General features: G+C 67.0%; 23 protein-coding genes. 8 read left to right on the plus strand and 15 right to left on the minus strand.

Annotated features, from left to right (window positions below):
• Positions 1 to 66 precede the first annotated feature (66 nt).
• From QOZ89_RS21645 to QOZ89_RS21660, 4 genes are all read left to right on the plus strand, one after another.
• Positions 67 to 1,218 (plus strand): cupin domain-containing protein, encoded by a 1,152-nt coding sequence (locus QOZ89_RS21645; RefSeq protein ID WP_071053919.1) that lies wholly within the window; start codon positions 67 to 69, stop codon positions 1,216 to 1,218.
• The gene (locus QOZ89_RS21650; RefSeq protein WP_071053891.1) at positions 1,215 to 2,063 is read left to right on the plus strand and encodes a fumarylacetoacetate hydrolase family protein; all 849 of its coding nucleotides are present in this window, start codon (positions 1,215 to 1,217) and stop codon (positions 2,061 to 2,063) included. Before QOZ89_RS21645 ends, QOZ89_RS21650 begins: the two co-directional genes overlap by 4 nt.
• Complete coding sequence (locus tag QOZ89_RS21655) at positions 2,063 to 2,770, plus strand: maleylpyruvate isomerase family mycothiol-dependent enzyme (RefSeq protein WP_071053890.1); 708 nt, start codon at positions 2,063 to 2,065, stop codon at positions 2,768 to 2,770. The genes QOZ89_RS21650 and QOZ89_RS21655 overlap by 1 nt, the downstream gene beginning before the upstream one ends.
• 166 nt (positions 2,771 to 2,936) lie before the next feature.
• Entirely contained in the window at positions 2,937 to 3,587 is a 651-nt protein-coding gene (locus QOZ89_RS21660; RefSeq protein WP_071053889.1) for a hypothetical protein, read from the plus strand.
• A 603-nt stretch (positions 3,588 to 4,190) separates the two neighbouring features.
• On the opposite strand, the gene QOZ89_RS21665 is transcribed toward QOZ89_RS21660, so the two are convergent.
• The gene (locus tag QOZ89_RS21665) at positions 4,191 to 4,871 is read right to left on the minus strand and encodes an enoyl-CoA hydratase-related protein (protein ID WP_071053918.1); all 681 of its coding nucleotides are present in this window, start codon (positions 4,869 to 4,871) and stop codon (positions 4,191 to 4,193) included.
• 490 nt (positions 4,872 to 5,361) lie between these two features.
• On the opposite strand from QOZ89_RS21665, the gene QOZ89_RS21670 reads away from it, so the two are divergent.
• Entirely contained in the window at positions 5,362 to 5,985 is a 624-nt protein-coding gene (locus QOZ89_RS21670; protein WP_083419999.1) for a TetR/AcrR family transcriptional regulator, read from the plus strand.
• 295 nt (positions 5,986 to 6,280) lie between these two features.
• Here QOZ89_RS21670 and QOZ89_RS21675 read toward each other — a convergent pair whose 3' ends face one another.
• The 8 genes from QOZ89_RS21675 to QOZ89_RS21710 all read right to left on the minus strand — a co-directional run bounded on the left by QOZ89_RS21675 (position 6,281) and on the right by QOZ89_RS21710 (position 14,891).
• Positions 6,281 to 7,048 (minus strand): enoyl-CoA hydratase/isomerase family protein, encoded by a 768-nt coding sequence (locus QOZ89_RS21675; RefSeq protein ID WP_071053887.1) that lies wholly within the window; start codon positions 7,046 to 7,048, stop codon positions 6,281 to 6,283.
• On the minus strand, positions 7,048 to 8,319 hold the full coding sequence (locus tag QOZ89_RS21680; RefSeq protein WP_071053886.1) for an acetyl-CoA hydrolase/transferase family protein: 1,272 nt from the start codon (positions 8,317 to 8,319) through the stop codon (positions 7,048 to 7,050). The genes QOZ89_RS21675 and QOZ89_RS21680 overlap by 1 nt, the downstream gene beginning before the upstream one ends.
• Positions 8,316 to 9,209 (minus strand): HpcH/HpaI aldolase/citrate lyase family protein, encoded by an 894-nt coding sequence (locus QOZ89_RS21685; RefSeq protein ID WP_071053885.1) that lies wholly within the window; start codon positions 9,207 to 9,209, stop codon positions 8,316 to 8,318. Before QOZ89_RS21685 ends, QOZ89_RS21680 begins: the two co-directional genes overlap by 4 nt.
• A gap of 484 nt (positions 9,210 to 9,693) precedes the next feature.
• The gene (locus tag QOZ89_RS21690; protein WP_071053884.1) at positions 9,694 to 10,716 is read right to left on the minus strand and encodes a dihydrodipicolinate synthase family protein; all 1,023 of its coding nucleotides are present in this window, start codon (positions 10,714 to 10,716) and stop codon (positions 9,694 to 9,696) included.
• Between the two features lie 10 nt (positions 10,717 to 10,726).
• Positions 10,727 to 10,912 carry a hypothetical protein gene (locus QOZ89_RS21695; RefSeq protein WP_071053883.1) on the minus strand — a complete coding sequence of 62 codons (186 nt, stop codon included), beginning with the start codon at positions 10,910 to 10,912 and terminating at the stop codon, positions 10,727 to 10,729.
• A 208-nt stretch (positions 10,913 to 11,120) separates the two neighbouring features.
• Positions 11,121 to 12,395, minus strand: a complete 1,275-nt coding sequence (locus tag QOZ89_RS21700; RefSeq protein WP_071053882.1) for an acyl-CoA dehydrogenase family protein — start codon at positions 12,393 to 12,395, stop codon at positions 11,121 to 11,123.
• Complete coding sequence (locus tag QOZ89_RS21705) at positions 12,392 to 13,528, minus strand: acyl-CoA dehydrogenase family protein (protein ID WP_071053881.1); 1,137 nt, start codon at positions 13,526 to 13,528, stop codon at positions 12,392 to 12,394. The genes QOZ89_RS21700 and QOZ89_RS21705 overlap by 4 nt, the downstream gene beginning before the upstream one ends.
• A gap of 160 nt (positions 13,529 to 13,688) precedes the next feature.
• Entirely contained in the window at positions 13,689 to 14,891 is a 1,203-nt protein-coding gene (locus QOZ89_RS21710; protein ID WP_071053880.1) for a cytochrome P450, read from the minus strand.
• 274 nt (positions 14,892 to 15,165) lie between these two features.
• Between QOZ89_RS21710 and QOZ89_RS21715 the strand changes: the two genes are divergently transcribed.
• Positions 15,166 to 16,356, plus strand: a complete 1,191-nt coding sequence (locus QOZ89_RS21715; RefSeq protein ID WP_071053879.1) for an amidohydrolase family protein — start codon at positions 15,166 to 15,168, stop codon at positions 16,354 to 16,356.
• 27 nt (positions 16,357 to 16,383) lie between these two features.
• On the opposite strand, the gene QOZ89_RS21720 is transcribed toward QOZ89_RS21715, so the two are convergent.
• Entirely contained in the window at positions 16,384 to 16,506 is a 123-nt protein-coding gene (locus QOZ89_RS21720; protein WP_312624846.1) for a hypothetical protein, read from the minus strand.
• Between QOZ89_RS21720 and QOZ89_RS21725 the strand changes: the two genes are divergently transcribed.
• Entirely contained in the window at positions 16,496 to 16,879 is a 384-nt protein-coding gene (locus QOZ89_RS21725) for a hypothetical protein (protein WP_071053878.1), read from the plus strand. The genes QOZ89_RS21720 and QOZ89_RS21725 overlap by 11 nt on opposite strands.
• Here QOZ89_RS21725 and QOZ89_RS21730 read toward each other — a convergent pair.
• Both QOZ89_RS21730 and QOZ89_RS21735 read right to left on the minus strand, forming a co-directional pair.
• A complete protein-coding gene (locus tag QOZ89_RS21730) occupies positions 16,831 to 18,168 on the minus strand; it encodes an amidohydrolase family protein (RefSeq protein ID WP_071053877.1) in 1,338 nt (445 codons plus the stop codon). The two genes, QOZ89_RS21725 and QOZ89_RS21730, sit on opposite strands and share 49 nt — an antisense overlap.
• Before the next feature lie 679 nt (positions 18,169 to 18,847).
• On the minus strand, positions 18,848 to 19,825 hold the full coding sequence (locus tag QOZ89_RS21735) for an SDR family oxidoreductase (RefSeq protein ID WP_312624848.1): 978 nt from the start codon (positions 19,823 to 19,825) through the stop codon (positions 18,848 to 18,850).
• 697 nt (positions 19,826 to 20,522) lie between these two features.
• Here QOZ89_RS21735 and QOZ89_RS21740 point away from each other — a divergent pair.
• Entirely contained in the window at positions 20,523 to 21,437 is a 915-nt protein-coding gene (locus QOZ89_RS21740; RefSeq protein ID WP_071053875.1) for an enoyl-CoA hydratase, read from the plus strand.
• Between the two features lie 36 nt (positions 21,438 to 21,473).
• On the opposite strand, the gene QOZ89_RS21745 is transcribed toward QOZ89_RS21740, so the two are convergent.
• From QOZ89_RS21745 to QOZ89_RS21755, 3 genes are read right to left on the minus strand one after another with little or no spacing between them, the layout of a single operon-like run.
• On the minus strand, positions 21,474 to 23,540 hold the full coding sequence (locus tag QOZ89_RS21745; protein ID WP_071053874.1) for an acetate--CoA ligase family protein: 2,067 nt from the start codon (positions 23,538 to 23,540) through the stop codon (positions 21,474 to 21,476).
• Positions 23,537 to 24,586 (minus strand): acyl-CoA dehydrogenase family protein, encoded by a 1,050-nt coding sequence (locus QOZ89_RS21750; RefSeq protein ID WP_312624851.1) that lies wholly within the window; start codon positions 24,584 to 24,586, stop codon positions 23,537 to 23,539. Before QOZ89_RS21750 ends, QOZ89_RS21745 begins: the two co-directional genes overlap by 4 nt.
• Positions 24,583 to 25,722 carry an acyl-CoA dehydrogenase family protein gene (locus tag QOZ89_RS21755; RefSeq protein ID WP_312624853.1) on the minus strand — a complete coding sequence of 380 codons (1,140 nt, stop codon included), beginning with the start codon at positions 25,720 to 25,722 and terminating at the stop codon, positions 24,583 to 24,585. The genes QOZ89_RS21750 and QOZ89_RS21755 overlap by 4 nt, the downstream gene beginning before the upstream one ends.
• Position 25,723: the final 1 nt, after the last annotated feature.

The following is a 25,723-nucleotide window of genomic DNA, read 5'->3' on the forward strand; positions in this document are numbered from 1 at the left end:
CCGATTCTGCTATCCAGAATCTTGCGGTCTTCAGTGCAGACCTGGACAACCCTATGGTGCATGACCATGTCCTCCCTGGATGCCAGCTCCCTCGTCCGGCTACACGCCACCGCGGCAGCGGATCAGCCAGCTGTCACCCCAGCTCTCGAGGAGCTGTACCGGGGCTTTGAGCAGGAGCGGCTGGTGCCGCTGTGGACTGAGATCGGCGACATCATGCCCCCGCATCCGCGTCCTAAGGCGGTTCCCCACCGGTGGCAGTGGGAGCCTCTGCGGAAGCTGGCGGCCCGGGCCGGCGAGCTCGTCCCGGTGGGCCGCGGCGGGGAGCGCCGCGCGATCGCGCTCGCCAACCCCGGGCTCGGCGGACGGCCGTTCGCCACGCAATCGCTGTGGGCCGCGATCCAGTACCTGATGCCCGGCGAAGATGCCCCGGAACACCGACACACTCAGCACGCCTTCCGGTTCGTCGTCGAGGGCGGGGGCGTGTGGACCGTCGTGGGCGGCGACCCGGTGGCAATGCGACGGGGTGACTTCCTCCCGCAGGCGGGATGGAACTGGCACGGCCACTACAACGCGGCGACGGAGCCGACAGCCTGGCTCGACGGCCTCGACGTCCCGTTCCAATACATCACCGAAGCCCAGTTCTTCGAGCCGGGTCGGGACCACCTCGACGACGCCGAGCGGATCACGCCCGACCGGTCGCGCGCGGAGCGCCTCTGGGGGCACCCGGGATTGCTGCCGGTGGCAACCGGTACCCTGGCGCCTGGCTCGCCGCTGCTGGCCTACCGGTGGGAGTACACCGACCGGGCACTGGCCGATCAGCTTTCACTCGAGGCCGAAGGGTTCGCCGGTACCGTCGAGCCCGGTCACGCCGCGGTGCGGTTCGCCAACCCCGCCACGGGCGGCGATGTGCTACCCACCATCCGGGCGGAGATGCACCGCATCACAGCCGGGACGCAGACAGCGCCTGTGCGGGAGACAGGGTCATCTGTCTACCTGGTCTTCGACGGCTCGGGCAGCGTCACCGTCGGGGACACGACCTGGTCGGTGACCCGGGGCGACCTTTTCGTCGTCCCGTCCTGGCAGCCGTTCTCGGCCCGTTCCGAGGCCGGCGGCGACGACTCCGACTCCGGCGCCCTCGATCTGTTCCGCTTCAGCGACTCCCCTGTCTTCGAGGCTCTCCAGCTCAACCGCTCGCACGTGCAAAGGAGCACCCCGTGAGACTTGCGACCATCCGGCTCGACGGCACGACGAGGGCGGTCAAAGCCGACGGTGACACGCTGGTCGACCTCGGATACTCCGATGTCGGCGAGCTGCTGGGCCACGCTGACTGGGCCGAGCGGGCACGCGGCGTCGGCGCTTCGGGCGCGGCGACCTACGCCTCGGCCGGCGCTGACTTCGCGCCCCTGATCCCGCGACCGTCCAAAACGATGTGCGTCGGGCTCAACTACCGCTCCCACATCCTGGAAATGGGCCGGGATCTGCCGGAGTACCCGACGCTGTTTGCCAAGTTCGCCGACGCGCTCATCGGTGCCGGCGACGACATCGTCCGGCCGCAGGAAAGCGACCAGCTCGACTGGGAGGGCGAACTCGGCCTCGTGGTCGGCTCACCGGCACGTCGCGTGCGGGGGGCGGCGGCCGAGCGAGCGATCGCCGGATTCACGGTCGTGAACGACATCACCTGCCGGGACTGGCAGTTCCGGACTCGGGAGTGGCTGCAGGGCAAGACCTGGGACTCCAGCACACCGGTCGGCCCGTACCTCGTGACCCCGGACGAGGTTCCCGGCGGCGTCCGGCCCGACCTCTGCCTGCGGTTGCTGGTGGACGGGGAGGTGATGCAGTCCGCTTCGACCGCCGATCTGCTCTTCGACCCGGTCGCGCTGGTGGAGTACGCCTCGACGGTCGTGCGCCTGCGTCCCGGCGACATCATCGCCACCGGCACCCCCGGTGGCGTCGGCAACGCACGCGACCCGAAGCGCTTTCTGGTCGGCGGCGAGACAGTGGTCACGGAGATCGAGGGGCTGGGCCGCCTCGAGAACGTGGTCGTCAAGGAGCCCTCGAACTGATGCGCCGGTCCTTCGCCGATGCGCGACGGTGGATGCGGCAGGGCACGTTGCTACTCGCCAAGGAGGCGGACCTCGACGGCGATGCCGCCGCCGCCCCGAGCGCGCTACCCGGGTGGAGCCGCCGGCACCTGCTTGCCCACGTCGCGGCGAACGCCGATGCGCTGGGCAACCTCGTCCACTGGGCCGCTACTGGGGAACCCACCCCGATGTACGCCTCGCCAACCGAACGGGCCGCCGGGATCGAGCGCGGGAGCCGCCTGTCCGTCCGCGACCTGACGGCCTGGCTGGACCGCTCGGCCAGCGCACTCGAAGAGGCAATGACCCGGCTGGGCGACCAGCAATGGCAGACACCCGTGGTAACCGCCCAGGGACGAACGGTGCCTGCCTCCGAGGTGCCCTGGCTGCGAGCGCGGGAGGTCTGCGTCCATGCCGTCGACCTCGCGACGGGGCTGTCCTTCACTGACCTGCCCGCCGGCTTCCTCGCCGCGCTCTGCGACGACGTGGTGGGCAAGCGCGGCACCGGTCCAGGCCCGTCCCTGGTCCTGGCGGCCAGCGACACTGGCGACCGATGGGAGTTGCCTGGTGACGGTGACGCCGTCACGCTGATCGGCGCGCTGAGTGAGGTCGCCGCGTACTTGACCGGACGGACCAACTACCTCGCCAGGTTACAGGGCAAACAAGCCCCAGTCCTGCCGCCCTGGCTTTGAGCCGGCACACCAGCCACCGGATGCGAACCAAAGAAGGAGGTGGTTGGCACAGTGACCCGGTCAGCCCGCCACGAACACGGGCTGCTCGGCGAGGCTAGGAAGCATCGACGGGCACGTTTCTCACGGCCCATCTGCACAACACTGCACAGAGAGTTTGGAGCGACCGATGGCGACGTTAACCTGTGTACGCGAGATCACCATTGAGAAGCCGGCGGAGGAAATCTGGGACTGGGTCTCCAACCTGGACAACATCATGACCCTGAACCAGTTCCACGTGGCAATCGACTACGACGCCGGAGGAGAGTCGCCGAAGCGTGGCCTCGCCGTACCCCTGCACCACGACTTCTTCGGGTACAAGCACGTTCGGATGGCGACTATCCAGGCCTACGGTGACCACAAGATCGGGTGGGGTGAACGTCACGTCGCTGAGGTGGAAGGCGAGGGCGACCCCTTCCCGCACAGCGAAGCCTGGTGGATCGAGTCGCTCGGTCCGGATCGCTCCCTCGTCCGCACCTCCCTCCGCGGGTCGATGCAGTGGGGTCCGCTCACCTCCGTGTTGGCCGACTATCTCTGGTCGATCTTGATACCGCCCATCCTCGACACAGATCTCAAAACACTCGCGTGGCGGCTCGGTGGGGGGGGAGAAGAGCCCACTCTGGAGTTGTCGCCCCACACGCTCTTCGTCAACCGCCTGTTGGCGGCGCGGGAAATTGACGGCCAACCCGTGGAGAAGCTCATGGCCGATTTCCTGCCCGAAGGGATGATTAAGCCGGGCATACCGCTCGACGCGGACAAGGCGTTCCTGCCGGTCAACTAACCGTCCGTGATGCTGTTCCGCCAGGTTTTCGAGGGTGGCGAGCCGACCCGGTAGAACGTACGCGACAGTGAAGGCCTCCGGTTGTGGAGTGGAGCTGTTGAGCAGCTGCTCTCCAAACCGGAGGCCATCATTTCTGCGAGCCGATTCCGTCAATTATCTGTTCCGGGCCGGGTGCCGCCGGGTGACTCCCGGCCCCAAGACGCCCGGTTCCTTCCCGCCCCGGTCCGCTCGGACCTGTCTCATCTCGGGCGGTGCCGTCCGAGTGCCCGGGCCTGGCCGCGGTCTGGACAAGGGCGGGCGAGGGCGGTTCCTGCCCCCCGGACACGGCCGTGTGGGTCATCCAGGCGCCGGTACGGCATGGTCCCCGCCCTGACTTCCGCCAATCGGTGCGCAGGTCCCTCGTCGGTCTCGAAGTAGAGGGTCGTCACGTCGTGGAGCAGGAACGTCGCCGGTCCCAGCCCCGCGTGCCTCGCCCGGGCGCGCCACGGACCACCGGCAGGGTCCCGAGCACATCGGGTTCGGCCTCGTCGTCGTTGTCGGTCTCGCCGGCCGGCTCTCCCGATCGACCCGGGCCGTAGCCCGAAAAGCCACGGCTCGGAACCGTCAGAACAGCCGAGCAGGGTCGGTCGGCGCGCGCAGCGCGGCGAGCGCCTCCTGGTACATCCGCTCTTTGATCGACCCACGGTTCGAGCGAGACTTCCCTGCCAGCGGGCGGGCGAGGTCCACGGCGGCCGCGAGCACGTCGTCCACACCCGCGACCCCGTCGACGATGCCGGCCGCGAGCGCGTCCTGTCCGCCGTAGCGCCGACCGGTGGTCATCGCCACGTGTGCGACCTGGGGGGTCAGCCGGGCCCGGACGAACGCCGCCATGCCTGGCGAGAACGTCATGTCGATGTCAACCTCCGGCAGGCAGAAGAAGCCCCGGTCCACGCGCATCACCCGCAGGTCGTGGGCCAGCGCCCACATCCCGCCGGCTGCAAAAGCGTGGCCGTTAATCGAGGCGACGCTCACCACCGGCGACGCCAGGGTACGGGCCAGCAGGGCCTCGACCCGGTCGAGATAGGCCGCGAACTGGTCACCGTGCGCGCGCAGCCAGTCCACATCGAGCCCGTTCGACCAGAACCTGCCGCTGCCCGCCGTCACCAGCGCCGCAGGGGCGCCGGCCGCTTCCACCTCGTCGAGCGCCTCCTCGACCGCGGCCAACCAGTCGGGATGGAACCGGTTCTCGTCGTCGGGATCGAGGCGCAGGATAAAGATCTCGCCGTCGCGCTCCAGCTTGGGCACAAGTCGCTCCTGATCTGAACCGGGCCTCGCCGATGGATCGTGCGAGGCCGAGGGTCGCCCCAACCAGCCGAAGCCGGCGTCGCCGAACGGGTCGGCGCGAGGCCGACGGCAGTCGCGTTGGCCGGGGCGCCAGAACCGTTCCTCCGGTGTGAGCTCGATCGTCATCGGCGCTCACAGCTTAAGGCGTGTCTCGTGTGGTGGCGGCAGGCCACGAGGGTGGACACCGGCTCGATTCCGTCTCGCCTCGCCGCGCGGAGCCGCGCCCGCTTCACGGCGGTCCCGGCCAGCGTTCGCTCCGGAGCCTAGAATGATACTGAGCGGTTTCTTACGACGAGGGGACATTCTTCGTGTTTACCCGGCATCCGCGGCTCGTACGCGTGGACTCGCCGTTGGCTGCCCCGATGGAGACGCTGCCACGGACCAGCATCGAAGTGCGCGTCCAGGAACCTGCTGTCGCCGGTGGCCGCGCGACGACGGAAGGTGGAGCCTGATGTCGCCACGCCCAGGGGTGCCGCGGGACGTCATCCTTCGGGCCACGATCGACCTCATCGCCGAGAACGGCGTCGCCAGTCTGTCCGTCGATGCGGTGGCTGCGAGCGCGGGAGTCAGCAAGCTAACGATCTACCGTCATTGGGGCTCGCGCGCCGGGCTAATCCACGCCGCTTTCTCGTGTGTGCAGCGTCCGTCGGTGGAGCCCGACACCGGATCCCTGCGCGACGACCTGATCCAGCTGCTCTGGCAGCTGGTCAGCTACCTCAACAGACAGGACATCAGCCGCGCCTTTCCATCCTTCGTGGAGGCCGCGAATCGCGACCCGGAGCTGGACGCGCTGCGCCGGAAGACTGAGCGAGAGGCCCGGTCGACCTTCGAGCGAGTCATCCTCCGTGGCATCGAGCGTGGCGAGCTAGTCGACGATCTTGACGTCCGACTCTTTGTCGACTTCGTGATGGCGCCGTTCATCTACCAGCGCGTCATCGAGCAGTCCAAGGTCCGATCGGAGGACATCGCGACGCTAGTCGACGTCGCGCTCTCCGGTTTCAACCGTCCACCGACCAAAGAAAGATGGAACGGAAAATACGATCCTGCCGCCAGGAACTCCTCAACCGAACCCTGATCTACAACCAGCGCCACCTCCTGTACGCCCCCGCCACTACGAGGCGTTCTACAACATACACCGACCACACCAGGGCATCGCCAACTCCGGCCCCCTCCACCCGCTACCCGAAACGATCACCGCCCCGGACCGGCTCACCCACCTCAACATCCACCGACACGACCGCTTCACCGGCATCCTGCACGAGTACGAACACGCCGCCTGACCTGCCCAGACATGCTTTTCGGCAGGTACGACCGCAGGACTTGCAGCGTGTTCAGGCCCGTCGCACGAGAAGCGAACATATTCATGAAAACTAGTGTCCCCTCCACTGAGGCGGACGTTTTTCGGCGAACGCCCTGGGTCCTTCCTGGGCATCTTCGCTGTTGTAACAGCACTCAGACGCGTGCCGGGCGGCCTTGAGGGCCGCCGAACGACCCATCTCAGTAGAGAGCATTACCGTTTCTCGCGCCGCCTTCACCGAGAGGGGGGCACCGCCAAGGATTTCGCCGGCCAGTTCCAGCGCGACGTCCATCAGCGCTCCGGGATCGGCAAGGCGATTGACCAGGCCGATCTCATATGCCCGCTGAGCGCTCATCGGTCGGCCGGTCAGCAGGATCTCCATCATGATCCGCTGCGGGATCATATGGATCAGTGGTGAGGCCCACGGAGAGCTTCGGCCGACCTTGACCTCGGTGACCGCGAACTTCGCGCTGGTACTGGCGACACACAGGTCACAGGCCTGGGCGATCATCCAGCCGCCGCCGAACGCGACTCCGTTGACGGCCGCGATGGTCGGTTTCGACAGCTCGACGGTGTCGTACGGGAGGGGAAACATATCGCGAGGCGGCACCCGCATACCGGTCTCGACCATCTCCTTGAGATCACCGCCGGCGCAGAATGCCTTCTCGCCGGCGCCCGTCAGAATGGCGACGCGCAATACAGGGTCGCGCTCAAAAAGATCCCAGGCGGCGTACAGGCCGTCGCGAACGTCTCGCGTCAGACAGTTACGGCTCTCGGGTCGATTCAACGTGATGACGGCGATGCCGTCATCACGGCCATCGAATAATACCGCGTCGCTCACTAGAACCCCCTCCGTTGAATGGTGTGAGCCCCCCGCGCCAGCTCTTCCTGGAAATCAGGATGAGCGATGGCGATCAGACGCCGGGCACGCTCGGCAAGGGTCCGGCCTTTGAGCTCGGCCGCGCCGAATTCGGTGACGATCACATCCACATCACTGCGCGCGGTGGTGACCGGTCCGGACAGGTTGACCGTGATCCTGCTGATCGTGCCACCCTTGGCGGTGGCGGGCAGGGCGATGATGGCGTGACCGCCCGGCGAGCGCGCGCCGGCACGCACGAAGTCCACCTGGCCACCGGTACCCCCGAGGTACGCCGAGCCGCTCTGTTCGGCGTTCACCTGGCCGGTCAGGTCGACCTCCATCGCCGAGTTGATGGTCACCAGCCTGTCCAGCTGCGCGAGCACGGCCGCGTTATGGGTGTAGGACGTGGGGCACATGCGAATCCGCGGGTTACGGTGAGCAAATTCATAGAGACGCTTCGTACCGACCAGGGCGCCGTTGATCGAGACCCCGACGTCGATACGTTTGCGTGCATTGGTGACGACACCTGCCTCGACCAGTTCAACCAGACCATCACCCAACATGCCAGAATGCACGCCAAGGTCTTTGCGGTCATGTAGCAGGCGGAGTATGGCATCCGGCACCGCGCCGACCCCGGTCTGGACGACCGAGCCGTCCTCGATATAGGTGGCGGCGTACTCCGCTATAGAAATATCGGTTGGGCCGATTCTCGCCGGCGGTACCTCCACGGGCCGCCGCGAGACCTGCACGGCGTAGTCGATCTTAGCCGCTGGTAGCAGTCCGCCGTGAGTGAAAGGTACCTGATCGTTTACCTCCGCTACGACGACACGCGCCTTCGCGACGGCGGCCTGTACGTAATCGCTGATGAGACCAAAGCTATGGTCTCCGTTCGCGTCGGCTGTGCTGACCTGGACGAAAGCGACATCGCACCCGATGATCCCGGCCTCGATCAACGGGCCGACCTGGCTGACGTGACAGGGGATCACGCTGAGTCTGTGCGCCTTGGTCAGTGAGCGTAACGCGCCGATGGCCCCCATGCTCGACAGGGAGAAGCCGTCCGTCGCCTCCGGGGTGAAAAGACCAGAGAAGCTTGTCGCGATAAAGGCCGAGAGGCCACCGATGCCGCCACTTTGGTCGATCAACGCCTCGATCAGCGTGGTCGGCTCGCCGCAGGCCTGGCCGATGACGATGCGGTCACCGGGGCGCAGGAACTGGCTGAGGTCCACGTCCCTGACATCTGAGATGACCTTCATGCGCGTTTGCCCGATACCAACAGCGCCTGCGCACGGGCCAGGTGAGGACGGTCGAGCATGGCACCCTTGTGACCGATGGCACCGACGCCGGGATTGGCGGCGAACAGATCGACGACTTCCTGAGCCGCGGCCAGGTCCGCCTCCGTAGGCGTAAAGGCGAGGTTGATCACATCGACCTGGGCTGGGTGAATGGCCAGCATACCTCGATAGCCGTCACGGCGTACCCTCTCAGCCCGCCGGCGCAGGCCTTCCACATCGCGGAAGTCGCCATGGATAGTTTCGATAGGCGCTACCCTGGCGGCTGCCGCGCCCAATAGGCACAGACTTCTGGCCAGCTCATAGGTGAAACCATAGCTTCCATCAGGGTTGCGATTCTCACTGGCGCCGACGGCATCAGCAAGATCTTCCGCGCCCCAGGTCATGGCAACAAGCCTCGATGCACCCTGGTATGTGTCGGTCGTGAACATGCCTTCGGCCGTTTCGGTTACCAGCACGATGACCTTTGTCGAACCCTGCTCGATACCGGCGGAGACCTCCAACGCCGAGAGGTAATGGTCCAGGAGGTCCACGTCCGCGCGGCCGCGTGACTTGGGAAGCATAATTCCTCCGGGCCGCGCCGGGATCACCGCCGCCAGATCAGCCAACGCATGTGGGCCGTCCAGCGGATTGACTCTGACCCATAGTCGACTTCTGTCCTCCTTCGGCCTAGCCGCCAGAAAGGCTGAGATCATCGCTCGCGACCTGGGTTTTTCGTCCTCATGTACCGCGTCTTCAAGATCGAAGATAACAATGTCCGCCGCGCCGGCGGCGGCCTTTTCCATCTTCCTTTCGCTGTCGCCTGGGGCAAAAAGCCAGGACCGTGCACTGAAGAGTTGTCCAGCGCTGACCATTTCTCCTCTATTTCTTCTGTTCAGAGTCTTTCTGACGTCACTTGGACTTGGGCACACCGAGCACCGCTTCGGCCAGGGGGTTCAGGATCACAAGCGGGCGCACCGGCGGGCGAGTGGGACGAGGACCCCCGCAAGCAGCGTCCGACGTGGTACTCCTGCGCGAAACCTATACCGCCCAAATCGACTTTGCGGCACACATTTCAAATCCAGCCTCACCGGCCGGTTATTTTTCGACACTCGTCTCAACGCCACAGTTGAGGCCCTCGCCAGACATCGTCGCCGCTTTCATAGCCAGCGGGTTGGTGACTTCAAATTGGGGCGGACCGACGGCCAGTCGCTCGGCCAGCGCGATCGTCGGGTGTCGCGGGGCGTCGCCGAGGATCCGGCCAAGGCGGCCGGGTCTGTCGCCGACGCGCTTCTCCCCTCCCGGATTCACGTCGGCGACAAGACCTGGGGTCGGCCGGTCACCTGGCCGCGCCAGCAGCTATGCGCTGACGGGTGACCTGACGGGTCCGAACTTCTCGTACGCTGTACGGATCTGGGTCTTGGCGGCCTGGGGCAGGATTGCCTGCGGGGGTCGGGAGTGGGGGTAGTCTCCCATGGGCAGACCGATCATCGATGCCGCATAACGGAACGCCTCAGCCCAGTGCGTGAAGTATTCGGGCCGTCCGGGGTAGCACGTGTACCAGTTGCCGACCGCCGACTGGAGCTCCTCCAGCCCGCTTTCCTTGGCGTAGCTGATGGCCTCGGCGATCCGCCCGTCCCAGATACGGGTCCAGTACTCGGTCAGGCGCGGCCATTCCGGGGTTTCCACCAGGTAACCGGCGGTGCCGAGCTGGGCGGGAGTGACGATACCCGCCTGCAGCCAACCGGCCCGGTAGACGATCGTGTCGCACTCCCAGACGACCAGACTCGGAGCGAGCGCATGGATCGCCTTGCTTCGCCAGTACTGCAGCATCCCCTCCTTGATCGCACACACGGCAGGAACCTCGTCGTAGATTCGTGCTATCTCGACCGGGGAGAGCACGCAGCCGGACGACCCCGAGTTGAACATCCCGAGCGCGATGTCCGTGCGATCCGCGATGTACTTGAAGAACCGCAGGACGCCTTCGCCCGCGTGCACCTCCATCGGAGGTGTCTGCAGGTAGCAAATGTCAGCGCCGTGCTCCTGCGCATGCCGCGTGAGCTCCAGACTGTCCTTCGCCGAGGTCGCGGTCGTGCACGCCTGGATAACGGCGCCGGGTGCCACCGACCGCGCCTCATCGATCGCGATCTCAACGAGTTTCTTACGCTCGTCCAATGTTAACGACCACCACTCGGCAATGCCGCTGGTCAGCCAGAGCATCGCGTGGCCCAGGTCTCCGACGCAGTACCGCACCAGCGCCCGATACGCGTCATAATCGATGTCGTCCCCGTCGGGCCCGCTGAACGGCGTGTACAGCGAGTTCCCGATCCCGTGCAGCCCGCCCTGGGCGGCCCACTCTCGCGCATCACGTGCAGAAGGCAACGTCTCCTCCTTAGGTTGGGACCCGGTTGAATGCGGCGAAAACGGCATCGACGACGGGCTCGACATCCACGCGCTCCGGCGGGTGGTCGACGACGCGCCGACAGATGGGCAGCGACGTCACCAGGTCGACGAAGGGCCGGACCTCGAGGTCCTCGGGATGCGTGAGGCCGGATCCAGCTTCGAGCGGGTCGCCCATCGTGGTATCGAACGTGGCGAACGACAGGTAAGCGGGGCCATGTCGGAACGGTTGAGGTGGTTGACGTCGACGGTGGTACGGAAGATGGGGTCTTCCAAGGCGCGCTCGAAATGGTCCTCGGAAGGCGTCACGGACATCCCTCACGGTTGCGAAACCGGATCGTAGCAATGTGGAGGCTGAAGGGACGCCGATCGGGGCGCGGGATGTCTCATGTGCGGGCCGAGTGGCTGCGGGGCGCGTCGCGGAAAGCGATACCGCGGTCGGCGGCGGGTTCCCGGGGCATGCCGAGGACGCGTTCGCTGATGACGTTGCGGGCCATCTCGGCGGTGCCGCCGCCGATGCAGCCCGCCTGGCGCATGAGGAAGTCGGTGCCGCGGTTCGCCAGCGTGCCGTCGTCGTTGGCCCACGCCACGCCGGTGTCACCGGCGAGCTCGAAGGCGATGTCGGTGGTGCGGGTCGAGACGAGTGCTCCGAACACGCGGCCGATAGCGGCAGCCTGGTCGGACAGTACTCCGGCGGCGATGCCCTCACGCAGTCGCCGTTCGAGCTCTCCCTTCGCGACCGTGAGCATGTAGGCCTCGCCGACCAGGTCGCGGGCGGCCGGATCCTGGAGGCGGGCGGCGTCGCGGGCGATGTCGCGCATCGACGTCGGGCTGACGACACTCCCGGGGGCAGCGCCGGCGGGGATGGTGAGCAGGGGCGAGTTGAAGAGCATCCGCTCGTGGAACATCCAGCGGATGCAGACGCTCCAGCCGTCGTCGACGTCGCCGACGCGGTGGCTGTCGGGGACGCGGACGTCGGTGAGGAACTCCTGGCAGAACTCCTTGCTGCCGTTGAGCATCTCGATGGGGCGGATCTCAATGCCGGGCTGGCGGATGGGGAGCATGAACACGGTCAGACCACGGTGTTTGGGGACGTCCCAGTTCGTGCGCGCCAGGCACAGCGCCCAGTCGGACCACGAGGCGTTGGTGGTCCACAGCTTGGAGCCGTTCAGGACCCATTCATCGCCGTCGCGGACGGCGTTGGTGAGCGCGCCGGCCATGTCGGAGCCACCGCTCGGCTCGGACAGGAACTGCACCCACAGCTCGTCACCCTTGAGGATGGCGGGGAGATGGCGTTGCTTCTGCTCCTCGGTGCCGCGGTCGAACAGCACCGCGGCACAGGGCACGAACGTCGGGATCTGCAGGCGCATCGGGTACTCGTAGCCGGCGAGCTCAGAGTTGAGGACCTGCTGGTGGTCGGGAGTGAGGCCCTGGCCGCCGTACTCGCGAGGGACGCAGATCCCAGCCAGGCCGGCGTCGAACAGCATGCGCTGCAGCTCGCGTTCGCGGGCGACGGCGGCGAGCGTCTCCTCCTCGGGCAGCATGAGCCGGGCCGACACCACGGCCGGGTCCGCCGGGCGGAGGTTGACGCGGACGAAGGCGCGGGCCCGCTGCCGGAAGCCGTCGAGGTCCTCTACCTCGCCGGTGTCCTGGGTAGTCATGCGGCGTCCTCTCGCTGTTCGACGAGGTCGGCGAGGCGTTGGCGGTGGTCGGCGGGGGTGCCGTCGAGCGCCCGGTTGACGGTGTGGCGGCGCAGGAACAGGTGCAGGTCATGCTCGAAGGTGAGGCCGATCCCGCCGTGGAGCTGCACGCAGTCCTGGAGAAGTCGGCTGCCGTAGTCACCGATGTACGCCTTGGCGACGCTCACGAGTGCGCCGGCCTCGGGGGATCCGGCGCCGACGGCCGCGGCGGCGGCGTCGCTGACGGCGTTGCTGGCCTCCAGCCAGGCCTTCATATCGGCGAAGCGGTGCTTGAGGGCCTGGTAGGAGGCGAGGGGGCGGCCGAACGAGTAGCGGTCGAAGGCCCACTGGACGGTCAGTTCGAAGGCGGCCTGCATGGCCCCGACCGCCTCGGCGGTTCCCACTACCGCCGCGAGCTGACGCTGGTGCTCCACCTCGGCGTCCGCGCCGCCGATCTCACCGACGACCCGTTCAACGGGGACGCGTACGTCGTCGAAGGTGACCGCGAAGAAGCGGCGGGTCAGATCCACCGTGTGCAGGGGCACGATCGACACCCCCGGGGCCACCGCGGGTACCAGGACCTGGGTCAGTCCCTCCCCGGTGCGTCCCGTCACCAGCAGGTGCGATGCCTGCGCTGCGGACTCGACCGGCCGCTTGGCGCCGTTCACCACGACGTCGCCGCCCTCTACACGCACCCGCAGTCTCACCGAACCGAGCCGGTTGTGGGGACGGGGTTCCGCGACACACCATGAGGCCAGGGCCGTCCCCGATACCAGGTCGGCCACGACGTCCGCGTGCGCGTCGCCGGCCCGGCTCAGCGCCGCGGCGACGACGTTGGCAGCGGCCAGCGGCCCCGGCGCGGCGTGCCGCCCGAACGTGTCGGCCACCAACGTCAGGTCAACCAGGCCGTCTCCGCTTATCGAGCCGCCACCGTGCTCCTCACCGACCAGCAGCGACGTCCAGCCCAGCTGCGCGCCCTGGCGCCAGTACTCACCGTCGAACCCGGCCGGATCGTGACGAAGCCGCCGCAGCTCACCGACCGGCGCCTGCTCGGTCAGGAACTTCGCCGTCGTGTCCCGGAAGAACGCCTGATCGGAGCTCAACACCAGACGCACCGCTCACCTACTCCCGACGTCGCTGACAGGGACGACGCACCCACGTCGGGCCCGTACGGCCCGCGACAAGGAAATGCACACGTCGTGGTGCTGCACCAAACAGTGCCGATGCCGGTCGCCCCGTTGCGCTTACGCCATTCCGCCTGCATGGATGGCCCTCTCACGACGTGAAGACGGGCAGCTGTTCCCAGCCGCGCACCGTCGAGGTACGCGCCTGGACGGCGTGCTCGTAGTCGATCTCCCAGTCGGGCCAGCGCTTGAGTACCTCGTCCAGGGCCACCTGGCCTTCGAGTCGGGCCAGCGCGGCGCCCAGACAGAAGTGGAGACCGTAGCCGAAACTCAGGTGACGGCCGTTCGGGCGGTGAATGTCGAAGCTGTCACCGTCAGGGAACCGGCGGTCGTCGCGGTTGGCCGAGCCGTTGAGCAGCAGCATGACGCTGCCCTCTGGGACCTTCTGGCCGTAGTGCTCGACCTCGCGGGCGACGTACCTCGCCTGGACCGGCGAGGGCGGCTCGAAGCGGAGGATTTCCTCGATTGCTTTCGGCACCAACGAGCGGTCCGAGGCGATCTCCCGCCGGGCGGCAGGGTGCTCGGCCAGGACCTTGCCGGTCCAGCCGATAAGCCGGGCGGTCGTCTCATTGCCCGCGCCGGCGAGCATCGAGACGTAGGTGAGGACCTCCTCGCGGGTGAGCGTCCGTGTCGCACCGGTCTCGTCCTCGAACTCGATGGTCAACAGCACCGTCATCAGGTCGTCCGACGGGTTCTTCACTCGCCAGTCGATGTAGTCGCCGAACAGCTCAGCAAAGGAAGCCGGATCGTCGGCGACGGTGCTCTCCTTGCCCTCCTCCAGGCGAAGGTGCCCGTCGATCCGCTCCTTGATAGCGGCCTGGTCCTGTTCGGGGATGCCGAGCAGCAGGCCGATGACCCGCATCGGCATCACACCGCCGAGGTCGGCGATGAAGTCGAAGCGGCCCGAACCGACGAGCGGGTCGAGGGTGGCGGCGCAGAACTCGCGGATCTTGGGCTCGAGCGCCATCATCTTTCTCGGCGTGAACACCCGCGCCAGCAGGCCGCGGTGCACGTCATGGATCGGCGGGTCCTCGAACAAGACGATGCCTGCTGGGAGCTCGACGTTGGCCTGGATGAGCTCGAGAATCGAGCCGCGCCCTGAGCGGTAGGTCTCCCAGTCGCTCAGCGCCCGATCGACGTCAGCGAAGCGGCTGAGCGCGGAGAAGTCGTGCGTCTCGTTCCGGTAGAGCGGTGCGGTGTCCCGCATGCGCTTCCACACCGGGTACGGGTCGGCGTCGATCTCGAAGTCGTACGGGTCGTAGTAAACGCCCCTGCCGCTGGTGGTGATGGTCACGTTTCACAGCTCCTCGATGATCGACGCTGCGACCAGGCGCAAGACCGGAGGCATCAGATACCGCACGACCCGGCCGCACCGAGCGCGAACCGCGGCCCCACTGGCCGGAGCACACCACCTCCGACAGCCGCGCCAAGGCCAGCCGTGGCCCCGACGCCGAGGTTGGTCCTCGCCGCACCGTGGGCCGCGACCATGATCGATCCTCCGTCCGGCCAGCGTATAGTACGGTACCGTACCGTTTACCATCGGGTTGAATGACGCTAGCGTCAAGGGCATGGAACGCAGGAGCAGGTTCCCCGTCTTCGACGCCGACAACCACATGTACGAGACGCGGGACGCCCTTACCCGCCACCTGCCCGACCGCTATCGGAGCGCGGTCGACTACGTCGACGTGCGCGGCCGGACCAAGATCGCGATCCGAGGCCTGATCAGCGAGTTCATCCCGAACCCCACCTTCGAGGTCGTCGCCCGCCCCGGCGCACAGGAGGACTTCTTCCGCATCGGGAACCCGGAGGGGAAGCCGTACCGGGAAATCCTGGGCAAGCCGATGCGGAGCATCCCGGCCTTCCACGAGCCGGCACCTCGCCTCAAGCTCATGGACGAGCAGGGAGTGGACCGAGCCTTGATCTTCCCGACGCTCGCGAGCCTCCTCGAAGATCGACTGAGGGATGATCCCGAACTCATCCATGCCGTGATCCACTCGCTTAACGAGTGGATGCACGAGGAGTGGTCGTTCAACTACGAAAACCGAATCTTCCCGGCACCAGTGATCACCCTGCCGATCGTGGACAAGGCGATCGAGGAGCTCGAGTGGGTGCTGGAGCGCGGCGCGAAGACCGTCCTGATCCGCCCGGCCCCCGTGCCCGGGTACCGGGGCTCGCGGTCGTTCGGGTTCGAGGAGTTCGACCCGTTCTGGCGTGCCGTCGTCGATGCCGACCTCCTCGTATGCATGCATGCCTCGGACAGTGGCTACTCCAGGTACCAGGCAGACTGGACGGGCCTGCGGGAATTCCAGCCCTTCAAGCCCGACCCGTTCCGGTGGCTCACGTCCGGGAAGCGGGCGATCGAGGACACCATGGCGGCACTGACCTGCCACGGCGCCCTGACCCGCTTCCCCACGCTCCGCATCGCCTCCATCGAAAACGGCGGCGAGTGGGTGACACCCTTCCTCGAACACCTCGAGGACGTCCACCGGAAGATGCCGCGAGACTTCGATGAGGACCCCGTCAAGGCCTTCACGCGCAACATCTACGTCAATCCCTTCCACGAGGACAACGTCGAGCAGCTTATTCACGTCCTCGGGATCGACCACGTCATGTTCGGATCGGACTACCCGCATGCCGAGGGCCTCGCCGAGCCCCTCAGCTACCTCGACCGCCTGCCGCCTGGGCTGCCGCAATCGGACGTTGAAAAGATCATGGGTGGCAACATCGCCCGGATCATGCGTCTCGACCCTGCCGCCTGACGTTGCACCGCGGCCGAGCTCCTCAATTCAGCGGAGGAACGCATGCAGTTCGAACATGTCCAGTTCGAGGTCGACGACGCCATCGGGATCATCACCCTGGAAAGGATGGAAGAAGCTGGTCGCGGCGCGTGAGGCGGCCGTGATCGCCATGACCGGCCACATGAGCGGCGCGTACGCCGATGCCAAGGTGACGGAAGAGGACCTCGGCGGCTTCGTTGTCTTCAAGATCAGGTCGGACAGGGTGGCGGCCAAGGACCGGCGGGTCTTCCTCGACTTCCAGCCCGGGCGCTGGACGACTAATTTGGCGGAAGTCAGGCTTCACGTCTCCCAGGCGGAGCTGTCCAGCGCAATTCAGGCCCTGGAAAGCGATTGGACTCGGCGGTCTCGACGGCGCCTGCGCGCCGCCGAGGCCACCCCTCGGTCAGAGATCCGGCCGCGCCCGCAGGCACAGCCGGCCGGTGACGATCGAGGTCGCTACCGCGGATCGCCGAACGGCTTGTGCACGTCGCCGCGCGGGAAGTGATCAACCTCGGGCACCCTCAGGATCTGCTCCATGGTCGGGCCATGAGCGTCGACGAACGGCTGCAACTTCGCGACGTCGAAGCCCCAGAGGTCCACCGCGTTGGCTCCAACAATCACGCGGGCCTCGTCAGGCGTGACGCCTGCAGCGCCAATGGTGGCGTTGAGGTACTCGATGTGGCCCGGACCCATGCCCCAAGTGCCCTCCGGATGGGGAAAGTCCATCCCGAGCGTCATGTGCTCGATGCCGATCTGGTGGCGGTTCTCCATCTCCGCACGGGAGAAGACCGACGAACCGAGGTGGACCTGGCGGCGCACATACTCAGATGGCGGAATCGGGAGGAAATCCTTCACCGCGCGGGGTGTGAAGGCGCCGTCCCAGGTGTAATCCATGTTCTTAAGGAGTCCGGCGAGCCAAGCCGAGCCGGTCTCGGTCAGGACGATCTGGAGCTTGGGGTGGTTCTCCAGCACGCCTCCCCAGATGAACTGCATGAGCAACTGGTGCGCCGCGTAGAACACCGTCTTAGACATGAGGGCGGCGGCCGTCGTGGGGTGCGGGAGCGGCGTCGGCTTCGGGAACAGTTCGCTGTCGCTACTCGGGAGCATGGCGGAGTCGAACGTACCGGACACAGCTGTGTGGACATTGACCGGCATATTCAGTTCTTCCAGCAATGACCAGATCGGTTCGTACTTCGGGTGGAACACCGGGACCTCCGCGCTGAACTTGCCGAGGAGAATGCCCTTGAGACCGTGCTCCTTGGCCCAACGGATCTCGGCCATCGCGGCGTCGACATCGGCGAACGACACAAGCGCCATGCCTGCGAAGCGGTGGGGTGCCTCAGAAACCCACTCCGAAAGCCAACGGTTGAATGCCTGATAGGAACCGACGACCTGCTCGTAAGTCAACCGGTACCCGACGAGCGCCCGCACGAGCGGGTTGTAGAGCTCGAACGGAATGCCGAAGTCGGGAAAGATCACCTCGGCGGCTAGCCCGGCGCGTTCCATCTCAGTAAAGCGTGCCTTGATGTCCCAAGTGCCCTCGAGGCGACCCGGCTCGATCACGTTCCGCTTCCACAGCTCAACGAACTCCGCGTCGAAGTTCTTCGACATCGATGCTTCCTCGTTGATGCGAGCGCCCTTCTCCTTATAGATCTCGAGGAAGCGGTCGAACTCCTCGCGAAGTGCGGCCGACAGATACGGACGATACTCATGCATGCGGGCGGTCGCATGACCGTCAGACGAGATCATCAGGACGCGATCGGTTGACGAGGCTGGCGAGGTTGTGTTCGACATGAAAACTCCTCCGGGATTTTAGCCGGCGACGTGGCTCGATTACGTCTGCTAGATAGCTGGAGGCTACGGAGAGGAGCCCGTCATTCTCGATGATAAATTCTTCTAGCTCTCCGCCGCGTGCTGCCGAATCACCCCGCTGGACCCATACCGACCTGCCCAATCTAGGCACGCGAGTGTGGCCAGGTCAACATCCGGCGACGTAACAGTTTGGTATAACGCCGAGACTGGTCCGCACAAGCCGTCTCCTCCTGCCCTGGAATCGGAGAGTTGTTTCAGAACATGCTCATCTCTGCGCGGGCTCGGGGGCGCAGGGTCGTCGTCGACAAATGCTCTGGCCGCTCGAGACCTGTAAAGGCTTAGGTTAGGGTGGTACGAGATCCAGGCCGGTCCTGACGATGCACCCGGCGAGCAGCCGTGAGCGGTACCGCATCCGCATGAGGCGGCTGGCGGTGAGCGCGCCGGGCCCGTCGATGCTGTGTTTGACCAGGTTGGTCAGGGAGAGACGTGTTGTGCGTCAGGATCTTTGGCACAGGGGTTTGTTGGCCCATAGCCCAAGGAGATCGCGATGAATCGTGATGAGTCGTCCCCCAGCCTTTCCAGTCGAGGACAAGATCCGGCCTACGCGGGCCGCACTTCGACGTCACCGAGTTGTGGAGGCCACTCGGTCCGAGTTCGGCAGTCACACAGGTCTACGCGTGGAGAAGTAGGAGCTTTCGCCCGTCGGGTCGCTCCATCGCTGGTAGGCGATGGCTCCGCCGTCGGCCAGGATGTCGGTCCCGTTGATGAAGGATGCGGCCGGGCCAGTGACGAACTCGATGACTGCTGCGATGTCGTCGGGCGTGCCCAGACGGGCTCCCGGCCTCGCCAGCAGCGTATTCCTGATGAGGTCACCATTTGGCCCATCGAGTTCAAGCATTGACTGGGGGGTGACGGTGAATCCGGGGCTCACAGTCACAGCTCGGGCGCCGCGAGCCGCCCATTGGATGGATTGCGCCGCAACCCGTACATGGGTAGCGCGCTTGCTGACCGCATACGCTTCAGCCGCCGTGAAATTGGAGGGGTCGAGGGCCTTGAGTTCGAGAAGATGCTCGGTAGGCGTGTGCGCGAGGAGCCGCTCGGTCTCGGCGGATACCGCGTTACGATAGCCACCCTGACTTGCGATGCAGGCGATGACGGTGCCATGCTGTGCGGTAGGGAGGAATGCGTCAAGCACGAGGGCGGTGCCGTAGAGGTTGACCCTGAATACGTCGGCGGCCCCACCGCGCGCTTGAGTCGGTGAGATGCCCGCGGTGTGGACGATCGTACGGATCGGGCCGTGGCGGGCAGCCTCGGATGCCAGGGAGGACACCGCGATGGGATCAGACGCGTCGGTTGGCCAGGCGGTGAATTCGTGCCCGGCCGACCTCAGTACTTCCGCGGCGAGGTCGAGGCGATCGCCGGGCAGGTCGGCCACCATGAGGTGGCGGCCAACTCCGAGCCTGCGGGCGGCGGCGAGGCCCAGCCCTCCGGCACCGATGATGACCACGATATCGCGTTGAACCTTGACCTGATCGGGATTCGACATCGGCTCGCTCCCCTCTCGACGTTCACCACCTCCACGCCCCGGCGGTACGGTGATATTCGTCATCGCATTGGCTGTCCCGTTGATGCCGTCCACCTTTGCGAACATCGAGCCCGAGTTCCGTGAGAATCCGGAAGAGCAGGGAAAGCCAACGACGAGAGAACACCATCGGCGTTCATGTCCTTCACGCGCTCGCCGACCTCGTGCAGCGCCGGGCACATTTCCATGCAGTTTTCTGGGTCCTTCTTCCATTCGAGCCGGCTAAGACCCATAACCCCCTTGAAGACCCGATGCAGCGTGACGACTCATGATCCGCGAATGTTGCCCCGCCTCCCTGGCGCATCGCAGGGACTCTCCGGAGACCTACAAGGCGCTGTCGCCGGGTAAAATGTTGGTGAAATGGTCGTGGCGGCCAATCCTGCATCGACGATGCCAACCTGGTCAAGGTCCGAAGTTGAACACCTTCGTATAACCATCGATCTTGACGGCTCCGGTCCTCGTCACGTCACCGCTGGACGGAGTGCACCCCGGCAGAGCGCGAAGTTCCTACCCGAAAGAGGTCACGTCACGAGGTTGAGCCACGAGTCGATTGAACCGAGGCATTCGCACCATCTTGCTCATCAAATGGGCGTTCAACCCCCTGGCCTGGACCGGATCGCCAAGCCCTTCCGAGGGAAGCCGGTGGCAAACGCATCGCACAACGACGAGCTCGCGAGCGGTGCGCTGTCCAACCTCCTCGGTAGATACGATGTTGGGTACTACCAAGCTCGCCGAGAGTAAGTATAATCTGCCTATGCCTGATCCGAGGTTCATCACCGTCGAGTCGTTCGACGACGGCCAGATCGTCCGCATCATGCTCAACCGGCCGGAGACCAGGAACGCACAGAACCGGGGGCTGCTCGTCGAGCTCGACGAGGCGCTCCGGGCGGCGGAGGCGGACGACCAGGTGCGGGTCGTGATCCTGGGGGGCGCCGGCTCGATGTTCTCGACCGGCCATGACATGGGTTCGAAGGTCTCGCTGGCTGAGCGGACGCCCGGGCCGGATCTCCACCCCACCTGGCTGATCGACGGCGGTACCCGCCTCGGCGCGGAACGGCAGCTGCTGCAGGAATGGCACTACTTCTTCAACAACACGCGGCGGTGGCGGGACCTGCGGAAGATCACCATCGCCCAGGTGCAGGGTGACGTGTATGCGGCCGGGCTGATGCTCATATGGGCGTGCGACCTGATCGTGGCCGCCGAGAACGCCCGCTTCGCAGACGTCGTCGGTACCCGTCTCGGGATGTGCGGGGTCGAATACTTCGCGCATCCCTGGGAGTTCGGGCCCCGCAAGACCAAGGAGCTCATGCTCACCGGCGACTGCATCAACGCGGACGAGGCCCACGCGCTCGGGATGGTCAGCAAGGTGTTCGGTACCGACGAACTCGGCGAGCGGACCCTCGAGTTCGCCCGCCGCATCGCGGCGCTGCCCACGATGACGGCGCTGCTCGTCAAGGAGGCGGTGAACCAGACCGTCGACAACATGGGATTCCACAACGCGTTGAACGCGTGCTTCACCCTCCACCAGCTGAACCACGCGCACTGGGCCGGGGTGAACGAGGACAAGATGCCGATCGCCAAGGAGGACGCCGGCATTCCGAACTGGAGCCAGGCTCCCCCGATCGTCCCAGCGGTGAAGGACAAGGTTCGGGCCGACGGCCCGGCCTGACCGGCGGCCTCTGGCTCGCGCTGCGCGGCCCACGCGCTACCCGACCCGCGGGCCGCGCAGCGCGAGCCAGGCGTCGAGGACAGTGATACCTTTTCCGGCGTCGTGCACCACGACGGGATTCAGGTCGAGCTCGGAGACGTCACCGCGTTCGACGATCGCCCCGACTCGGACCAGCAGGTCAGCCAGGGCCGGCACGTCGGCGGCGGGGCGGCCGCGGGCGCCGGCGAGCACCGGGGCACACCGCAGCCGCTCGACGGCGCGTGTCGCCTCGGCGTGGTCGAGCGGGAGGGGAAGGAAGCACGTGTCGCGGAGTACCTCCGCGTAGATCCCGCCCGATCCGACCATGACGAGGGGACCGAACGTCTCGTCGTACAACCCGCCCACGATGATCTCGTGGCCGGCGTTCGCCATGCGTTCCACGAGCACGCCGTCCATCGCGATGCCGGCGGCTGCCTCGGCCCGCCGGGCGAGATCACCGAAGACCCGCTCGACCCCGGACGATTCGACATCGAGGGCGACGCCGCCGATCTCGCTCTTGTGCACGACGTCGGCGGCGACGACCTTCACGACGACCCGCCCGCCGAGCGACGCCGCGAGCCGCGCGGCCCCACCCGCGCTCGTCGCATACCCGCCCTCGGGCACCGCCACTCCCCACGCGCGCAGCAACCGCTTCGTGGTCGGTTCGTCGAGGACCTTCTCGCCGCCGCCGGCAAAGGACAACGCCGGCGGCCCCGCGATGAGGGACCGTTCCCTCACCTCGGGCATGACGCGCCCGGCGGCGACGAGATGGTGGATCATGCGCGCCACCCGGGCGGGGCTGGTCGCCCACGGGAGACCGAGCTCAGCCAGCAGGGAAACGCTCGCTGGGGACGGGCGGGTGTAGGTCAGCACGAGGATCGGCTTCGCCGTCGAGCTGACGAGCGCGGTGAACTCACCGGCCTCCCGGGCGAGGACGAGGGGGTCCGACAGCGAGGTCGACAGGACGACCGCATCGAGGGCGGGATCCTCGACGAAGCCTCGGACCGTCGCGGCGACGTTCGCGTTGCTGATCACCCGGCCGGTCAGGTCGAGGGGGTTGGCCGTCCCGGCCAGGGCCGGGACCTCGAGACCGAGGTCGTCGCAGGAGTCTGCCAGCCAGACCCCGGCGCCCCCGGACGTGCTGACGATCCCGACGCGGGGGCCGGCGGCGGCGGCGCACCGGGCGAGGGCCATCCCCACGTCGACGAGTTCCTCCAGATCGGTGGCGCTCAGCACGCCGTGCCGTTGGAAGACCGCGTCGTAGGCGGCGCTCGAGCCGGCGAGGTGCGCGGTGTGCGACGCGGCGGCACGGGAGCCGGCCGCCGACCGGCCGAGTTTGCTGACGACAAGCCTCGTACCGCGACGGGCGGCCCGGGCCGCGAGCTCGCGGAACCGCGGCCCGTCGTGCAGGCCCTCCAGCACCACCAGCACGACATCGGTGTGCTCGTCGTCGACGAGAAGCTCGATCACGTCGAGGACGTCGACGTCAGCGCTGTTGCCACAGCTGACCACATGGCTGAAACCGAGCCCCAGCGCGACTCCGGCATGGAACAGCGCGAACCCCAGCGCACCGCTCTGCGACACGACGGCGACGTTCCCCGGCGTCGGCCGCTCCGCTCCGCGGCGAGGATCGGCCGCCGGGCTGAACGTAGCGGCGACCGACCCGTGCACGTTGAAGAACCCCTGGCAGTTCGGACCGAGCACACGCATGCCCGCGGCGCGGGCCACCGCCAGCACCTCTTCCTGGCGGACGGCTCCCACCGCGTCCTGCTCGGCGAAGCCCGCGCTGAAGATGGCCACGCAGGCCACGCCGGCATCGGCGCACTCGCGAACCACGTCGAGCACGGCCGGTGCCGGCACCATGATCAACGCCAGGTCTATCGCGTCGCCGATCGCCAACACCGACGGCGCGGTCGGCAGGCCGGCGATTGACTCGTGCTTGGGATTGACGGGCACGATCCGGCCGGTAAATCCCTGGCTGACCAGCATGTCGACGGTCTGCCCGCCGTAGGTCGCGAGATTGGTCGAGGCGCCGACGACGGCGATCGTCGACGGCCAGAACATTCGCCACAGCGACTCGCTCACTCCTCGTCCCGCCGGGTTATCCGCGGCCACAGCTGATCCGCGCCTCCCGCGAGCACCTGCTCCCCCAGCCACGTCGCCCACTCCCGTTCCGTGCCGTATTCGTTGCGCCAGCACCAGAGTCTTTGGGTCAGGGTGCCCAGCTCGTACTCGGCGGTCAGGCCCATGGCACCGTGCGCCTGGTGGGCGAGCCTGGCCACGGTGCCGGCGGCCGCGCTCGTCTGCTGCTTGGCCACCGCCACCTCGAATGCCGCGCGCTCCCCCGCCACGATCGCGGCCCGGGTGGCCGTCGTGGCCGCCACGGTGTGCTCGACGAGCTGGACGACCAGGCCGGCCACCGCCTGGAATGTGATGATCTTCTTACCGAACTGGACCCGGTCGTTGGTGTGCTCGACCGTGAGCTCAGCCACGCGCTCCAGCGCTCCGGCCATGAGCGCGGCCCGGCCGAGTGCACCCCGCAGGCGGATCGCTTCCCGGTCGACGCCGGGCGGCAGCGGGACGACCTGGTCGTCATCGATCGGCACGTCGACGGCGACCCGGTCGCGTGCCTCGCCGGCCAGGTTGCGGCCGGCCGTGATCGTCACGTCACGCGGTCGCAGGGTGACGACCCGATCGCCGTCGTCGGTCCCGCACACGGCGACGATGAGCGAGGCGCGCTCGGCGAAGGGCACCCGCGTCAGTGGCGCGTCCAGCCGCCAACGCCGGCCGTCGGCCCGCAGCAGGTGGTTGCCCGACGCGACAGCGATGGTCGTCGGCCCTTGGGGAATCGCGAGACCGGCGGCGGCCAGGACCCAGCTGGCGAGCAGTCCGGTCTCGGCGACTGGGAGGGGCACGGCACCCGCACCCAGCTCCCACAGCACGTCGCACGCGTCGGCGACGGTCCCACCCGAACCGCCGCCTTCGGCGTCGACGCCCACCCATGGCAAGCCAGCGTCGGCGAGCGCCAGCCAGGTCCGTTCGGGCCATGCGCCCTTGAGCCGCTCGTCGCCGTTCGTCCAGCAGTCGGCGACGATACGAGCGGTCAGTGCGGCTACCTCCGAGCGCGTCATGCCTTCAGGCCCCTCGCCGCGACGACCCGCAGCACCTCGGTCGTCCCTCCCCTGATGGTGAACGAAGGAGCCACCACGACCGCTTCGGCCAGCAGGCTCTCGAACACGTCGGTCGACGACGGATCGGCGTCCATCGCGGCCAGTTCCGCGATGACGTCCACCACTCGCTGCTCGTACTGCGTGCCGAGGTCCTTCACCATTGATGCCGCGACCGGTGACACGCCGCCGCGGTCAAGCATGTACGCCACGGAAAGCCCCAACTGCCGGATCGTCCAGAGCTCGGCCGTGGCGCGGCCCAGCGCGACGAGATCGTCGCTCCCGCTCCGCCGCCGGGACAGGTAGTGACGCAGGAGCACGAACGCGCTGAGGAACCGGTCGGGGCCGCCTCGCTCCAGCACCAGTTCCGAGGTCACCTGGGCCCACCCGGCGCCGGGTTCGCCCAGCACCATGTCGTCGGCGACGAAGACGTCCTCGAACGCGACCTCATTGAAGTCGTGCGATCCGTCGAGGAAGCGGATCGGGCTGACCGTAACTCCCGGCGAGGACAGGTCAACGATCAGCTGGCTCAGGCCGCGGTGCCGGTCGGTGCCAGCCGGTGAGGTCCGGCACAGCGCGACGAGGTAGTGGCTGCGATGGGCGTAGCTTGTCCAGATCTTCGTGCCGGTGACCCGCCAACCACCGTCGACCTTCGTCGCCGTGGTTCGGACCGCTGCGAGATCTGAACCGGCCTCAGACTCCGACATCCCGATCGAGAAGAAGCAGGTCCCGGCGCAAATCGAGGGTAAGAACCGCCGCCGCTGACCTTCCGTGCCGTGGTGCAGGATCATTGGCCCGGTCTGGCGGTCCGCGACCCAGTGGGCACCGATCGGCGCGCCAACCGCGAGGAGCTCCTCGGTGACGACGAAGCGCTCGACCGCTCCCCGCCCGTGACCGCCGTACTCCTCCGGAATGGCCATGCCGACCCATCCGTGGTCCGCCAGTGCACGGCTGAACCCGGCGTCCCAGTCGCCGCCGAGACCCAGGCCGGGGCGGAAGCCCGCCGGCAGCCACTCGCTGAGGAAGTGCCGCACCTCCGACCGGAGGCGCTCCTCCCGGGGCCCGAGCGTGACGAGGGGGAATTCCAGCAGATCAGCCATC

The sequence above is a fragment of the Pseudofrankia coriaricola genome, assembly GCF_032027725.1.
Classification (GTDB): domain Bacteria; phylum Actinomycetota; class Actinomycetes; order Frankiales; family Frankiaceae; genus Pseudofrankia.

Excerpts from the sequence above, each read along its gene's own strand:
- QOZ89_RS21655 (WP_071053890.1), top strand. The coding sequence starts at position 2,063 with ATGCGCCGGTCCTTCGCCGATGCGCGACGGTGGATGCGGCAGGGCACG.
- QOZ89_RS21680 (WP_071053886.1), bottom strand. The coding sequence starts at position 8,319 with ATGAAGGTCATCTCAGATGTCAGGGACGTGGACCTCAGCCAGTTCCTG.
- QOZ89_RS21755 (WP_312624853.1), bottom strand. The coding sequence starts at position 25,722 with ATGGCTGATCTGCTGGAATTCCCCCTCGTCACGCTCGGGCCCCGGGAG.
- QOZ89_RS21720 (WP_312624846.1), bottom strand. The coding sequence starts at position 16,506 with ATGGCGATCACGGCCGCCTCACGCGCCGCGACCAGCTTCTTCCATCCT.
- QOZ89_RS21715 (WP_071053879.1), top strand. The coding sequence starts at position 15,166 with ATGGAACGCAGGAGCAGGTTCCCCGTCTTCGACGCCGACAACCACATG.
- QOZ89_RS21750 (WP_312624851.1), bottom strand. The coding sequence starts at position 24,586 with ATGACGCGCTCGGAGGTAGCCGCACTGACCGCTCGTATCGTCGCCGAC.
- QOZ89_RS21670 (WP_083419999.1), top strand. The coding sequence starts at position 5,362 with ATGTCGCCACGCCCAGGGGTGCCGCGGGACGTCATCCTTCGGGCCACG.
- QOZ89_RS21660 (WP_071053889.1), top strand. The coding sequence starts at position 2,937 with ATGGCGACGTTAACCTGTGTACGCGAGATCACCATTGAGAAGCCGGCG.
- QOZ89_RS21645 (WP_071053919.1), top strand. The coding sequence starts at position 67 with ATGTCCTCCCTGGATGCCAGCTCCCTCGTCCGGCTACACGCCACCGCG.
- QOZ89_RS21700 (WP_071053882.1), bottom strand. The coding sequence starts at position 12,395 with ATGACTACCCAGGACACCGGCGAGGTAGAGGACCTCGACGGCTTCCGG.
- QOZ89_RS21730 (WP_071053877.1), bottom strand. The coding sequence starts at position 18,168 with ATGTCGAACACAACCTCGCCAGCCTCGTCAACCGATCGCGTCCTGATG.
- QOZ89_RS21685 (WP_071053885.1), bottom strand. The coding sequence starts at position 9,209 with ATGGTCAGCGCTGGACAACTCTTCAGTGCACGGTCCTGGCTTTTTGCC.
- QOZ89_RS21740 (WP_071053875.1), top strand. The coding sequence starts at position 20,523 with ATGCCTGATCCGAGGTTCATCACCGTCGAGTCGTTCGACGACGGCCAG.
- QOZ89_RS21695 (WP_071053883.1), bottom strand. The coding sequence starts at position 10,912 with ATGGGCGACCCGCTCGAAGCTGGATCCGGCCTCACGCATCCCGAGGAC.